The sequence below is a fragment of the Ramlibacter monticola genome, from assembly GCF_016722785.1.
Taxonomy (GTDB): Bacteria; Pseudomonadota; Gammaproteobacteria; order Burkholderiales; family Burkholderiaceae_C; genus Ramlibacter; species Ramlibacter monticola.
In genome coordinates this window covers 534,398-547,007 of the sequence record NZ_JAEQNE010000001.1, presented here as the reverse complement: position 1 = coordinate 547,007, position 12,610 = coordinate 534,398, and the positions used below count along the sequence as shown (strand labels likewise).

The window sequence follows — 12,610 nt, the reverse complement described above, 5'->3', positions numbered from 1 at the left end:
CATGATGCTCGTAGTTCCCGGCGTGCTGGACGCCGCCGCACTGGCCGAAGTGCGCTCGCTGCTGGACGCGCCCGGGGCCGAGTGGGTGGATGGGCGCGCGACGGCCGGCCACCAGGGCGAGCGCGTGAAGGCCAACCAGCAGATCGAGGAGCGCAGTCCGACGGCTGCGCGCTGCCAGCGGATCGTCGCAGCGGCGCTGGAACGCCACCCGACCTTCATCAGCGCGGCCCTGCCCAACCTGCTGTACCCACCGATGTTCAACCGCTACGCGAAGGGGATGGAATTCGGCGCGCACGTCGACGGCGGCGTCCGCCTGCACCCGCACGACGGGCGCAAGCTGCGCACGGACGTTTCCGCCACGCTGTTCCTCGCCGACCCGGGCAGCTACGACGGCGGGGAGCTGGTGGTGGAGGGGCCGTCCGGCGTCAGCAGCGTCAAGTTGCCGGCCGGGGACATGGTGCTGTATCCGGCCAGCACGGTGCACCGCGTCACTGCGATCACCCGCGGCGTGCGCCTCGCCTGCTTCTTCTGGGTCCAGAGCCTGGTGCGCGATGCGGGAGACCGCCAGATGCTCTACGAACTGGATGGCACGATCCAGCGCCTGGCCGCGGCCGGCGCCGAGGAAGCCGCGCGACTCCAGCTCGTGGGCCTCTATCACAACCTGTTGAGGAAATGGAGCGACACGTGAATCATGCCCCGGCCATGCCGATGGCCACCGCCCCGGCGCGCGCGACGCGCTCGATGCAGATCCTGTTCTGGCTGCGCCGGACGCACGGCTGGTTCGGGCTCTGGGGAGCCGTGCTGGGACTGCTGTTCGGGATCGCCGGCATCTGGCTGAACCACCGCGCGATCATGAAGCTGCCCATGGCGCAGGAACGCGTCAACGCGCAGGTGACGCTGCTGGGCGCCGCGCCGAACACGCCCTCCGAGCTGGCGAAGTGGCTGCAGGCCGAACTCCGGCAGGACCGGGAGCCGAACTCGGTCCGCATCGAGCCCGCGCGCAAGCTGGCGTGGACGCATCGCGACGGAAGCGCCGCCATGCAGCCGGAACACTGGATCTTCACCTTCGGCGGTCCCGATGCGATCGTGCAGGCGGACTACTGGCGCGGCAACGGCACGGTGAACGTCGTGACCACGCACAACGGGCTGGCCGCGACGCTGGCCAACCTGCACAAGGGGGTGGGCATGTCGGCGCCCTGGATCCTGCTGGTCGACACGCTGGCCGGCTGCATCATCTTCCTGTCGCTCAGCGGGGTGGCGATTTGGCTGATGACGAACCGCCGCCGTCCGCGGACCGGGCTGGCCATCCTCGGCACGTCCGTGCTGGCGACCTGCACGCTCGTCGCCTGGCGCCTGCTAGGCTGAGTGCGCCATGCACAAGCGATCGATTCTCTGGGGTGGCAGCCTGTTCGCCATGGCGGCGGCTGCAGCGGACGTGTCCGTCGTCTTCGTCCAGCCGGAGAAGTACACGGACTCCGCGTATTCGCGCTCTTTCGCCAGCCCGCGGGATCGGGCCGAGGTGGAGCGCGACATCGAGCAGCACCTGCAGCGCCTCGGCGCCCGCTTCCTGCCAGAGGGCGACAGCCTGCGGGTCGAGGTGCTGGACGTCGACCTGGCGGGCCACTTCGAGCCGCTTCGCTTCCACAGCGGCTCCGAGGTGCGGATCGTGCGCGACATCACGTGGCCGCGCATCCAGCTGCGCTACACGCTGACGCGGGGGGATCAGATGGTCGGCAGCGGCGAGGAGCGCCTCAGCGACATGAACTTCCTGTCGACGCCGAACCGCTATTCGCCCGACGATCGCCTGCGCTACGAGAAGGCGATGCTGGACAACTGGTTCGAGAGCCGTTTCGGCCGGCGACGCTAGGGCGGGGGAGGCGGGCGCGAGGCCTCGGCGAAGTGCCTGTTTCCCTTGGGAAACAAGCACTTGGAGGGCGCGGGGGATTCGGTGGGGTGGCTGATGGGACTCGAACCCACGACAACCAGAATCACAATCTGGGACTCTACCAACTGAGCTACAGCCACCGTGAGCCCGCGATTATAGCCGGGCCGCGGCAGGTTTCAGCCGTTGACGAGAACGAGTTTGCCTTTCACCGCCCGCGACCCCATGTGGGCGTAGGCTGCCTTGAGCTCGGCCATCGGCATCGTGCGGTCGATCACGGGCTTGATCCGGCCCTGGGCGTACCACTTCGCCAGCTCCTGCAGGGTCGCGACGGCGGTCCGCGGTTCGCGCCGCGTCAGCTCGCCCCAGAACACCCCCACCAGCGAGGCGCCCTTCAGCAGCGGCAGGTTCAGCGGGATGCTGGGGATCGGGCCGGCCGCGAAGCCGATCACGCAGTAGCGGCCGCGCCAGGCGATGGAGCGGAACGCGGGCTCGGCGAACTCGCCGCCCACCGGGTCGTAGACCACTTCCGGGCCCTTGGCGTCGGTGAGCGTCTTGATCTGTTCGCGCAGCGCGTTGGGCGCGGCGTGCTGCGTGTAGTTGATGACCGCGTCCGCGCCGATCGAGCGGCACAGCTCGCACTTCTCGTCGCTGGATGCCGCGGCGATGACGCGCGCACCCACCGCCTTCGCAATCTGGATGGCCGCGGTGCCCACGCCGCCGGCCGCGCCGAGCACGAGCACGGTCTCGCCAGCCTGGAGCTGCGCGCGGTCGACGAGTGCGTGGTACGAGGTCGCATAGGTCATGATGAACGCGGCCGCATCGACGAAGGGAAAGCCGGTCGGCAGCGGCACGCAGCGCTCGGCCGGCGCCAGCGTGTGGGTGCCGAAGCCGCCGGTGCCGGCGAGGCACGCGACCGGCTGTCCCACCTGCAGCTGCGTCACGCCGGGGCCGACGGCGGCCACGATGCCGGCGAACTCCGAGCCGGGCACGAAGGGCAGGGGCGGCTTGTGCTGGTACTTGTTCTGGACGATGAGGATGTCGGGGAAGTTGAGGCTGGCGGCCTTCACCTCGACCAGCACTTCGCCGGCCTGCGGCTGCGGCGTGGGCAGGTCCTTCCACTGCAGCGCTTCGACGCCGATGGGGTTTTCGCAAAGCCAGGCTTGCATGGGGTCTCCTTCGTTGGGCGCGATGATAGGGGCGGGGCGCGCCCGCGGCGTCCCGGGGGTGACGGTCCCCCTACAATCGCCGCAAGATGAAGATCCTGCTCTCGAACGACGACGGCTACCAGGCGCCCGGCATCGTGGCGCTGTACGAGGCGATCCGCGACCTCGGTGACGTCGAAGTGGTCGCGCCGGAGCACAACAACAGCGCCAAGTCGAACGCGCTGACCCTGCACGCCCCGCTGTACGTGAACGAGGCGGGCAACGGCTTCCGCTACGTGAACGGCACGCCGGCGGATTGCGTGCACATCGCCCTGACGGGACTCCTGGGCTACCGGCCCGACCTCGTGGTGAGCGGCATCAACAACGGTGCCAACATGGGCGACGACACGATCTACTCCGGCACCGTCGGCGCGGCCATGGAAGGCTACCTCTTCGGCGTGCCCGCGATCGCGTTCTCGCAGACCGAGAAGGGCTGGGCCCACCTCGACGCGGCGGCGCGCAAGGCGCGCGAGCTGGTGCGGTTCCTCATCGCGCACCATCGCGCCGACGACGCGCACTGGCTGCTCAACGTGAACATCCCCAACCGCCCCTACGAGGACCTGAAGCCCTACAAGGTGTGCCGCCTCGGCCGCAGGCACGCGGCGGAGAAGGTGATCGCGCAGACCAGCCCGCACGGCCAGACCATGTACTGGATCGGCGCGGCCGGCCCCGCCAAGGACGACGCCGAGGGCACCGACTTCCATGCCAGCCTGCAGGGCCACCCCACCATCACGCCTCTGCAGGTGGACCTGACGGACCACGAGTCGCTGCGCTACTGGGCACAGGCGGCCACGCAGCTCCCGCAGGCCGAGGGAGGCCCATGACGCGGCGGCCGGGCTTCCCGGCGCGCCTGCCCGCGACTCCCGCACTGGCGGTGCGGCGTACGCCTGCCGCCGCGCCGGTGAACGCGGCGCGCGGCGCGCCGGTCGGACTCGGACTCGACTCCCACGCCGTGCGCGCGCGCATGGTGCAGAAGCTCGTCGCCCAGGGCATCACCGATCCCCGCGTGATCGCCGCGATGAATGCGGTGGAGCGGCACCGCTTCGTCGACAGCGCGCTGGTCAACCAGGCCTACGAGGACACGAGCCTGCCGATCGGCCTGGGCCAGACCATCTCCAAGCCGAGCGTGGTTGCGCGCATGATCGAGCTGCTGCTCGCCGGCCGCACCGATGCCCAGGGCCGCCTCGGGCGGGTGCTGGAGATCGGCACCGGCTGCGGCTACCAGGCGGCCGTCCTGAGCCACGTGGCCTCGGAGGTTTACAGCATCGAGCGCCTGCGGGGGCTGCACGATCGCGCGCGCGAGAACTTGCGCGCCTTCCGGCTGCCGAACGTGCACCTGCTGTTCGGCGACGGCATGGCGGGTTTCGCCAAGGGCGCGCCTTACGCAGGCATCATTGCTGCGGCGGGCGGCGAAGCTGTGCCGGCGCAGTGGACCGATCAGCTTGCCGAAGGCGGCCGCATCGTGGCGCCCATGGTGATGCCTCACGGCGCGCAGGCCCTCGTGATCGTCGAGAAGACCGCGGGTCGGCTGAAACACAGCGTCCTTGAGGGCGTTCATTTTGTCCCCCTAAAATCGGGGATTGCATAAGGAAGAGAACGATGTTGTTGCGCGAGCGCGCGTGGGGTGGTTTGAGCGTGGTGCTGGTGTGCGCCGGCCTGGCGGCATGCAGCTCGCCGCGGCGGGCGCCCGCGCCCGTCGAAGACCGCGGCAGCGTGCGCCCGGGCACCGTCGCACCGGCGCCTGCGGCGGCTGCCCCGGCTGCGCGTGCCACGCCCCTTCCCGGCGCGGAGAACGAAGGCAAGCCGGGCTACCACACGGTGCGTCCGGGTGAGACGCTGATCCGCATCGCGCTGGAGACCGGGCAGAACTGGCGCGACATCGCGCGCTGGAACAACCTCGACAACCCCAACGTGATCGAAGTCGGCCAGGTGCTGCGCGTCACGCCGCCGCCGGGCCAGGCGGTCGCGGCCGCGCCCGCGGCCTCCGAGGCCCAGCGTGCGGCCCCGCCGGCCAGTGCATCCTCCTCGGTGCTGCCGCCCTTGAACGCGGGCAGCGCGCCGCGTGCGTCCACGCCGGCGCCCGCGGCTTCGCAGCCGCAGGCCAGCGGAGGCGAGGACGACGTCGCCTGGGCCTGGCCCACCGGCGGCGCGGCGAGCGTGCTGGCGGGATTCGACGAGCAGAAGAACAAGGGCATCGACATCGGCGGCCGTGCCGGCGACGCCGTGCTGGCCGCCGCCGACGGGCGCGTGGTCTATGCCGGCGCGGGCCTGCGCGGCTACGGCAACCTCATCATCCTGAAGCACAACAACACCTACCTCACGGCCTACGCGCACAACCAGGCGCTGCTGGTGAAGGAAGACCAGGCCGTGCGCAAGGGCCAGAAGATCGCGGAGATGGGATCCACCGACACGGATCGCGTGAAGCTCCACTTCGAGATCCGCCGGCAGGGCAAGCCCGTGGATCCCACACGCTACCTGCCGGCGAAGTAGCCATGAAGCGGCGCAACGGGCACGAAGCACCGGCGCCAGCGGGCGTCCGCGAAGGCGCGGAAGGCCAGTCTCCCGACGAAGGGGCCGCGGAGGCCTCGAACCAGAACCTGCGCGAAGCCGCCTCCGATTTCTCCGGCGAGAGCAGCGATACCCTCACGCTCTACCTGCGCGACGTGCGCCGGACCTCGCTGTTCACGGCCACGGAGGAATTCGAGACCGCGACGCGCGCGCGCGCCGGCGACTTCGCCGCGCGCCAGTCGATGATCGAGCACAACCTGCGTCTGGTGGTGAGCATCGCCAAGGCCTACCTCGGGCGCGGCGTGCCGCTGTCGGACCTGATCGAGGAAGGCAACCTCGGCCTGATGCACGCCATCGGCAAGTTCGAGCCGGAGCGTGGCTTCCGCTTCTCCACCTATGCGACCTGGTGGATCCGCCAGGCGGTGGAGCGCGCGGTGATGAACCAGGGCCGCGTGATCCGCCTGCCGGTGCACGTGGTCCGCGAGCTGCAGCAGGTGCTGCGTGCGCGGCGCACGCTGGAGAACGATCCCGCCTTCGCCACGCGCAACGGTGCCGAGGGCGAGGGCGTGCGCGTGGAGGATGTCGCGGCGCTGCTCGGGCGCGACGTGCAGGAGGTGGCGCAGCTGCTGGCGCTCGCCGAGACGCCCAAGTCGCTGGACGCCGCGGTGGACCGGAACGACGAGGAACACACGCTGGGCGACTTCATGGCCGACGAGCTCGCGGTGGACCCGACGGGCGTCACGCAGAACCGCGAGGTCGAGCGCCTGGTGGCCGGCTGGGTCGAGGCGCTGTCGCTGCGCGAGCGCGAGGTGCTGGAAGGGCGCTTCGGGCTGCACCAGCGCGAGCCCGAGACGCTGGAGGTCCTGAGCGACCGCCTGGGCCTCACGCGCGAGCGCGTGCGCCAGATCCAGAACGAGGCCCTGTCCAAGCTGAAGCGCCAGATGGCGCGCAGCGGCATCGACCGCGAAGCCTTGTTCTGATCAAGCAGCGCCCCCGCTCCTTCCAAGCAGCGCCCCGCTCCTTCCCCCCTCCGGGGGGAAGGCTGGGATGGGGGGCTCCTGATGCGGCCGCAGGGCCAGGCCATGGAGTCACTGGTACAGTGACTCCATGGCCTGGCCCGTTCTTGTCTTCGACATCGAATCCATCCCCGACATCCAGGGTCTTCGCATCCTGCGTGCCTCGCCCAAGGAAGCCACCGACGCCGAGGTCTACGCGCAGTGGCTGCAGGAGCGCAAGGACGCCAACCAGAGCGACTTCATGCCGCTGCACCTGCAGCGCATCCTGGTGATCAGCTGCGTGTTCCGCAATGCTGAGGGCCTGCGCGTGCACTCCTTCGTCGACCGCGACAACGCCAGCGAAGGCCGGGTGATCCAGAACTTCTTCAACGCCCTCGACAAGCACGTGCCCCAGCTCGTGAGCTGGAACGGCGGCGGCTTCGACCTGCCGGTGCTGCACTACCGCGGCCTGCGCCATGGCGTCGTGGCGGATCGCTACTGGTGCCTGGGGGAAGGCGGCGGGCCGGACGACCGCGAGTTCAAGTACAACAACTACATCAACCGCTACCACATGCGCCACCTGGACCTGATGGACCTGCTGGCGATGTACCAGCCGCGCGCCAGCGCGCCGCTGGACGCGATGGCGAAGCTGTGCGGCTTCCCCGGCAAGCTGGGCATGGACGGCTCCCAGGTCTACCAGGCCTTCCTCGAGGGCAAGCTGGAGGACATCCGCCGCTACTGCGAGACGGACGTGGTGAACACCTACCTGCTGTACTGCCGGTTCCAGAAGATGCGCGGCGGCTTCACCGAGGCCGAGTACGACCAGGAAATCGGCTTCGTGAAGCAGTCGCTGGAGGCGCTGGTGCCCGCCGAAGCGCACTGGCGCGAATACCTGGACGCGTGGCTCTGACGAACGGCCCGCCCGGGCCTGAGAAAATCGGGGGATGACCGACAAGCAGTTGCCCGCCCCGCACCCCGAGGGCTGGCTCGAAATCGAATCGCTGGACATCGAGGCCCAGGGCGTGGCCCGGCGCCCCGACGGCAAGGTGGTGTTCATCGACGGCGCGCTGCCGGGTGAGCTCGTCACCGCCAGGGTCCAGCGGAAGAAGAACAACTGGGAACAGGCCTCCCTGGTGGAGGTGCACCGCGAGTCCGCCCAGCGCGTGCGCCCGCGCTGCCCGCACTTCGGCCTGCACGAAGGCGCGTGCGGCGGCTGCAAGATGCAGCACCTGCACGTGGGCGCCCAGGTCGCCATCAAGCAGCGCGTGCTGGAAGACAATCTCTGGCACCTGGGCAAGGTGCGTCCCGGCGCCATGCTGCCTGCCATCGAGGGCCCGGCCTGGGGCTACCGCTGGCGCGCGCGCTTCAGCGTGCGCCACGTCCGCAAGAAGGAGACCGTGCTGGTCGGCTTCCACGAGCGCAAGAGCCGCTACGTCGCCGACATCCGCGAGTGCCACGTGGTGCCGAAGCACGTGAGCGACCTGCTGCTGCCGCTGCGGGCGCTGATCGGCTCCATGGAGGCCATCGAGACCTGCCCGCAGATCGAGCTGGCCTGCGGCGACCGCGTGACCGCGCTGGTGCTGCGGCACCTGGAGCCGCTGTCGGCGGGCGACCTGGCCAAGCTGCGCGCCTTCGCCCGCACGCATGCCGCGGCCGGCGTCCAGTGGTGGCTGCAGCCCAAGGGACCCGATTCGGTCCACCTGCTCGACGCCGACGGGGAGGAGCTCGCCTACACGCTGCCGGAATACGGCATCGCCATGCCCTTCCGGCCCACGGACTTCACGCAGGTCAACCCGCACATCAACCGGGTGCTGGTGGACCGCGCCATCCGCCTGCTCGATCCCCAACGCAGTGAGCGGGTGATCGACTGGTTCTGCGGCCTGGGCAACTTCACGCTGCCGCTCGCCACCCGCGCCGGCGAGGTGCTGGGCATCGAGGGCAGCGAGGCGCTGGTGGCGCGCTCGCGCGAGAACTACCAGCGCAACCAGTCCGCGCGGCCCGCCGGGGACGCGCTCGCGCCGGCCCGTTTCGAGGCGCGCAACCTGTTCGAGATGAGCCCCGAGCAGCTCGTGGCCGACGGCATCGCCGAGCGCTGGCTGGTCGACCCGCCGCGCGAAGGCGCGTTCGCGCTCGCCAAGGCAGTGGCCGACCTGCACCAGGACCCGTCGCTGCGCAAGGGCTGGAGGCCGCCCCGCCGCATCGTCTACGTGAGCTGCAACCCGGCGACGCTGGCGCGCGATGCCGGCCTGCTGGTGCACCAGGGGGGCTACGCCTGCACCGCGGCCGGGGTGGTGAACATGTTCCCGCACACGGCGCACGTGGAGTCCATCGCGGTGTTCGAGCTGCCATGAAAAACGGGGCACCAGGCCCCGTTTTCCTTTGGGCGGGGAGTGCCGCTCAGTCGTCGCCGGCGGTCAGGCCCAGCAGCGCGAGCAGGCTCTGGAACACGTTGAACAGGTCCAGGTACAGCGCGAGGGTCGCGGTGATGTAGTTGGTCTCGCCGCCATCGATGATCTGCTTCAGGTCGTACAGCATGTACAGGCTGAAGATGCCGATCGCCAGCGTGCTGATCACCAGCATGCCGGCCGAGGAGCCGACGAACACGTTGATGATGGCGCCGACCATCAGCACCAGGGCGCCGACGAACAGCCACTTGCCCATGCCGGACAGGTCGCGCTTGATCACGGTGGACAGCGAGGCCATCACGAAGAACACGCCCGCCGTGCCGCCGAAGGCCGTCATCACCAGGCCGGGGCCGTTCTTGAAGCCCAGCACCAGCGCGATCAGCCGCGACAGCATCAGACCCATGAAGAAGGTGAACGCGAGCAGCACGCCCACGCCCGCCGCGGAATCCTTGGTCTTCTGGATGGCGTACATGAAGCCGAAGGCGCCGCCCAGGAAGACGATCAGCCCCAGGCCCCCGGAGAGGCTGCGCGTGATGCCCGTCGACACACCCAGCCAGGCGCCGAGCACGGTGGGGATCAGGCTCAGGGCGAGCAGCCAGTAGGTGTTGCGCAACACCCTGTTGCGCTGCTCCAGCGCCAGGGTGGTGCCATGGCCGTAGGACGGCACGGTCTGGATCGGATCGTTCATAGCAGCACTCCTTGCCTCGACAGCCTTTTAGATGAGCGCATTCTAGAAGGGTTCAATGCCGCCCAGACGGTATGCTCGGCGTTTCTGTCGCCCAGCAATCCACCCAGATGAAAACGAAAGCCGTCCTCGAACTCGCCGAAGTCAAGGCCATCGCCGCCGCCGCGGAAGCGGAAGCCCTCGCCAACAAGTGGCCCGTGAGCATCGCCATCGTCGACGATGGCGGTCACCTGCTGTGGCTGCAACGGCTCGACGGCGCCGCGCCCATCTCGGCCCAGATCGCCCCGGCGAAGGCGCACACCGCCGCCCTCGGCCGGCGCGAGAGCCGCATCTACGAAGAGGTGGTCAACGGCGGCCGCACCTCCTTCCTGAGCGCGCCCGGGCTGCAGGGCATGCTGGAAGGCGGCGTGCCGATCCTGAAGGACGGCCACTGCATCGGCGCCGTCGGCGTCAGCGGCGTGAAGTCGAGCGAGGACGCGCAGGTCGCGCGCGCCGGCATCGCCGCGCTGGGCCTCTGACCCTTACTTGGTGAGGATCAGCTTCCCCTGCCGCGTGGCCTGCAGGCGGTAGATCTCGCCGTTGTGCGCGATCTCCACGAGCCGCTGGCCGCGCAACAGCTGCGCGCTGGTCAGCAGCGGGGGGCGGACCTCGGCCGGGATCGGAGCAAGCGCCGGCAGTGCCGCCGGCGACGGAGAGCAGGTCATCGGGCTCATGGCGTCTTCGGCTCCGTGATGAAGCCGATGCGGCGCAGGCCGGCGCGCTGCGCGGCGGCCAGGGCCAGCGCCACGCGCTCATAGCGTGCCTCCTTGTCGCCGCGCAGATGCAGCTCGGGCTGCGGGTCGCGCCGCGAGGCCTCCTCCAGACGCGGCACGAGGTCGGCCTCGGGCAGCTCCTGCTCGTTCCAGAAGTAGCGCCCCTGCGCGTCGACGCTCAGGCGGATGGTCTCCGGCTTGGCGTCCTGCGGCGTGCTGGTGGCGCGCGGCAGGTCGATGTTCACGGAATGCTTCATCACCGGGACGGTGATGATGAAGATGATCAGCAGCACCAGCATGACGTCGACGAGCGGCGTCATGTTGATCTCGTTCATCACGTCGTCGGTGTCGTCCTGGGTACCGAAGGCCATGGCTAGGCGCCTTTCTTCATCGGCACCACCTTCGTCCCCTGGCCGTTGCTCACGCGGGCGCCGGTGACGAGGTAGGCATGCAGGTCGTGGGCGAAGCGGTTCAGCTTGTTCACCACCGCCTTGTTGCCGCGGACCAGCGCGTTGTAGCCCAGCACCGCGGGAATCGCGACGGCGAGGCCGAGCGCGGTCATCACCAGCGCCTCGCCGATCGGCCCGGCGACCTTGTCGATGGTGGCCTGGCCGGCGGTGCTGATGGAGAGCAGGGCGTGATAGATGCCCCAGACGGTGCCGAACAGGCCGATGAAGGGTGCGGTCGAACCGACCGAGGCGAGCACGGCCAGGCCGGTCTGCAGGCGCGCCGTGGAGTCGTCGATCGAGTTGCGCAGGCTGCGCGTGAGCCACTCGCTGGCGTCGAGCGAATCGTGGAGCTGCGCCTGCGCGTGGTGGTGCGCCGCCGCCTCGCGGCCCTCCAGCGCCAGCGTGCGGAAGGGGTTGGTGGGTTCGGTGCCCAGCTTGCCGAGCCCGTCGGCGAAATCGGCGGCGTGCCAGAAGCTCTCGACCTGGCGCGATTCCCGCGCGTGCCGGCGCAGGTCCAGCGCCTTGATGATGATGACCATCCAGGACGCCAGAGACATCCCCAGCAGCAGCAGCGCCACCGCGCGGGTCACGAGGTCACCCTGGGCCCACAGGTGGGCGAGGCCGAATTCCGTGTTCATTGCAATCTTCTCCGTCTTCTTGCGTGTCAGTCGCCCCAGCGGATCGGGACGTTCACCCACATTTCTTCCGGCACGCCGCCCCGTTTGCCGGGAACGTAGCGCCAGGCGAGCACGGCGGTCTTCGAAGCGTCGTCGAGGCGCGGGTAGCCGCTGCTTTGCTTGACCTGGGCCGTCTTGGCGCGTCCATCGGTTCCGATCAGGACCCGCAGCATCACCAGCCCTTTCTCGCCGAGCCGCTGGCTCATGCGCGGCCACTCGGGCGCGGGGTTCTGCAGGTAATCGGCGTCGCTGATCGGCAGTTCCACCTTGGCCGGCGCGGGAGGCGCGACGGGCGCCGCGACCGGGGCCGCGGCGACCGGTGCGGCCACCGGGGGCGCCGGCGGTTGCGGCTCGGTGGTGCCGGTCACGGCGGTGGGCGCGGGTGCCGGGTCGGGCGCCGCCACGGGCTGCGGCGCCGGCGCGGGCGCCGGGGCGCTCTTGCGCAGCACGGGCCGGGGCCCGGGCACCACGGGCTTGGGCTGGGGCGGGAGCGGGGCAGGGGGTTCGACGCGTGCCGGCGGGGTGGTGACCGCGGCGCTGAGGAGTTCCACCGGAATGACGGTCTCGATGGCGCGCCGCACCAGGCCGGCCTGCAGCGCCCACAGCACCCCGACGTGCAGCAGCACGACGCTTCCGGCGATCAGGGTGTTGCGGGAGACGGGCATGGCTGCGCCTCGGGGTGGCGAGAAGGTCGTCATTGTCGGTCAGCCGGGTGCGGGGTCAGCGGGTACAAACCCACCAGGCTCCGCCCAGCGCGAGGATCAGGCAGCCACAGAGGACGACTGCGGCCATTCGCGGCTTTCCTTGAGGGCGGAGGTCTCGCAGGTCAGGGCGGCCACGGGATTGCTGCAGGCGCACTGGTCGACGACGGCGCGGGCCGAGCATTCGCACTGGCCGCACTGGGTTGCCACGCCCAGTTCGAACTGGATGTCGTCGAAGCTCATGCCGGCCCGGGCATGGCGCGCGATTTCACGGTCGGAGACACGGCGGCAGACGCAGACGATCATGATGCTGTTTCCAGTACTTCCACTTGTCGGACTGGGTTCAGTATA

17 protein-coding genes and 1 tRNA gene are annotated in these 12,610 nt (G+C 69.9%); 10 read left to right on the top strand and 8 right to left on the bottom strand.

All coding sequences use genetic code 11. The annotated features are described in order from the left end of the window. Position 1 precedes the first annotated feature (1 nt). The 3 genes from JJ685_RS02480 to JJ685_RS02470 are packed head-to-tail and all read left to right on the top strand — an operon-like array spanning position 2 to position 1,867. On the top strand, positions 2–688 hold the full coding sequence (locus tag JJ685_RS02480; RefSeq protein ID WP_201672583.1) for a Fe2+-dependent dioxygenase: 687 nt from the start codon (positions 2–4) through the stop codon (positions 686–688). After that, positions 673–1,365: a PepSY-associated TM helix domain-containing protein gene (locus JJ685_RS02475; RefSeq protein WP_201672582.1), complete on the top strand. Its 693-nt coding sequence runs from the start codon at positions 673–675 to the stop codon at positions 1,363–1,365. The genes JJ685_RS02480 and JJ685_RS02475 overlap by 16 nt, the downstream gene beginning before the upstream one ends. Before the next feature lie 7 nt (positions 1,366–1,372). Beyond that, complete coding sequence (locus tag JJ685_RS02470; protein WP_201672581.1) at positions 1,373–1,867, top strand: DUF3016 domain-containing protein; 495 nt, start codon at positions 1,373–1,375, stop codon at positions 1,865–1,867. A gap of 82 nt (positions 1,868–1,949) precedes the next feature. On the opposite strand, the gene JJ685_RS02465 is transcribed toward JJ685_RS02470, so the two are convergent. Together JJ685_RS02465 and JJ685_RS02460 are read right to left on the bottom strand one after the other, a co-directional pair. After that, positions 1,950–2,025 (bottom strand) — tRNA-His (locus tag JJ685_RS02465). Positions 2,026–2,061: 36 nt separating this feature from the next. Beyond that, entirely contained in the window at positions 2,062–3,051 is a 990-nt protein-coding gene (locus JJ685_RS02460) for an NADPH:quinone oxidoreductase family protein (protein ID WP_201672580.1), read from the bottom strand. A gap of 86 nt (positions 3,052–3,137) precedes the next feature. Here JJ685_RS02460 and surE point away from each other — a divergent pair, with 86 nt between their 5' ends. The 6 genes from surE to rlmD all read left to right on the top strand — a co-directional run bounded on the left by surE (position 3,138) and on the right by rlmD (position 8,941). After that, entirely contained in the window at positions 3,138–3,911 is a 774-nt protein-coding gene (surE, locus tag JJ685_RS02455; protein ID WP_201672579.1) for a 5'/3'-nucleotidase SurE, read from the top strand. Next, complete coding sequence (locus JJ685_RS02450) at positions 3,908–4,675, top strand: protein-L-isoaspartate(D-aspartate) O-methyltransferase (RefSeq protein WP_201672578.1); 768 nt, start codon at positions 3,908–3,910, stop codon at positions 4,673–4,675. The genes surE and JJ685_RS02450 overlap by 4 nt, the downstream gene beginning before the upstream one ends. 11 nt (positions 4,676–4,686) lie before the next feature. Further along, a complete protein-coding gene (locus JJ685_RS02445; RefSeq protein WP_201672577.1) occupies positions 4,687–5,577 on the top strand; it encodes a peptidoglycan DD-metalloendopeptidase family protein in 891 nt (296 codons plus the stop codon). A gap of 2 nt (positions 5,578–5,579) precedes the next feature. After that, positions 5,580–6,575 (top strand): RNA polymerase sigma factor RpoS, encoded by a 996-nt coding sequence (gene rpoS / locus JJ685_RS02440; protein WP_201672576.1) that lies wholly within the window; start codon positions 5,580–5,582, stop codon positions 6,573–6,575. Positions 6,576–6,702: 127 nt separating this feature from the next. Beyond that, positions 6,703–7,500 (top strand): 3'-5' exonuclease, encoded by a 798-nt coding sequence (locus JJ685_RS02435; RefSeq protein ID WP_201672575.1) that lies wholly within the window; start codon positions 6,703–6,705, stop codon positions 7,498–7,500. Between the two features lie 34 nt (positions 7,501–7,534). Next, the gene (gene rlmD, locus JJ685_RS02430) at positions 7,535–8,941 is read left to right on the top strand and encodes a 23S rRNA (uracil(1939)-C(5))-methyltransferase RlmD (protein WP_201672574.1); all 1,407 of its coding nucleotides are present in this window, start codon (positions 7,535–7,537) and stop codon (positions 8,939–8,941) included. A 46-nt stretch (positions 8,942–8,987) separates the two neighbouring features. Here the strand turns inward: rlmD and JJ685_RS02425 are convergent, their stop codons facing one another. Then, positions 8,988–9,683: a Bax inhibitor-1 family protein gene (locus JJ685_RS02425; protein WP_201672573.1), complete on the bottom strand. Its 696-nt coding sequence runs from the start codon at positions 9,681–9,683 to the stop codon at positions 8,988–8,990. A gap of 107 nt (positions 9,684–9,790) precedes the next feature. Here JJ685_RS02425 and JJ685_RS02420 point away from each other — a divergent pair, with 107 nt between their 5' ends. Continuing rightward, positions 9,791–10,198, top strand: a complete 408-nt coding sequence (locus JJ685_RS02420) for a GlcG/HbpS family heme-binding protein (RefSeq protein WP_201672572.1) — start codon at positions 9,791–9,793, stop codon at positions 10,196–10,198. Positions 10,199–10,201: 3 nt separating this feature from the next. Here JJ685_RS02420 and hemP read toward each other — a convergent pair whose 3' ends face one another. The 5 genes from hemP to JJ685_RS02395 form a co-directional block, all read right to left on the bottom strand. After that, on the bottom strand, positions 10,202–10,393 hold the full coding sequence (gene hemP / locus JJ685_RS02415; protein WP_201672571.1) for a hemin uptake protein HemP: 192 nt from the start codon (positions 10,391–10,393) through the stop codon (positions 10,202–10,204). Then, positions 10,390–10,803 carry an ExbD/TolR family protein gene (locus tag JJ685_RS02410; protein WP_201672570.1) on the bottom strand — a complete coding sequence of 138 codons (414 nt, stop codon included), beginning with the start codon at positions 10,801–10,803 and terminating at the stop codon, positions 10,390–10,392. Before JJ685_RS02410 ends, hemP begins: the two co-directional genes overlap by 4 nt. A gap of 2 nt (positions 10,804–10,805) precedes the next feature. Beyond that, the gene (locus JJ685_RS02405) at positions 10,806–11,519 is read right to left on the bottom strand and encodes a MotA/TolQ/ExbB proton channel family protein (RefSeq protein ID WP_201672569.1); all 714 of its coding nucleotides are present in this window, start codon (positions 11,517–11,519) and stop codon (positions 10,806–10,808) included. Positions 11,520–11,545: 26 nt separating this feature from the next. Then, positions 11,546–12,256 carry an energy transducer TonB gene (locus JJ685_RS02400; RefSeq protein WP_201672568.1) on the bottom strand — a complete coding sequence of 237 codons (711 nt, stop codon included), beginning with the start codon at positions 12,254–12,256 and terminating at the stop codon, positions 11,546–11,548. Positions 12,257–12,319: 63 nt separating this feature from the next. Next, positions 12,320–12,565, bottom strand: a complete 246-nt coding sequence (locus JJ685_RS02395; RefSeq protein ID WP_201672567.1) for a (2Fe-2S)-binding protein — start codon at positions 12,563–12,565, stop codon at positions 12,320–12,322. Positions 12,566–12,610: the final 45 nt, after the last annotated feature.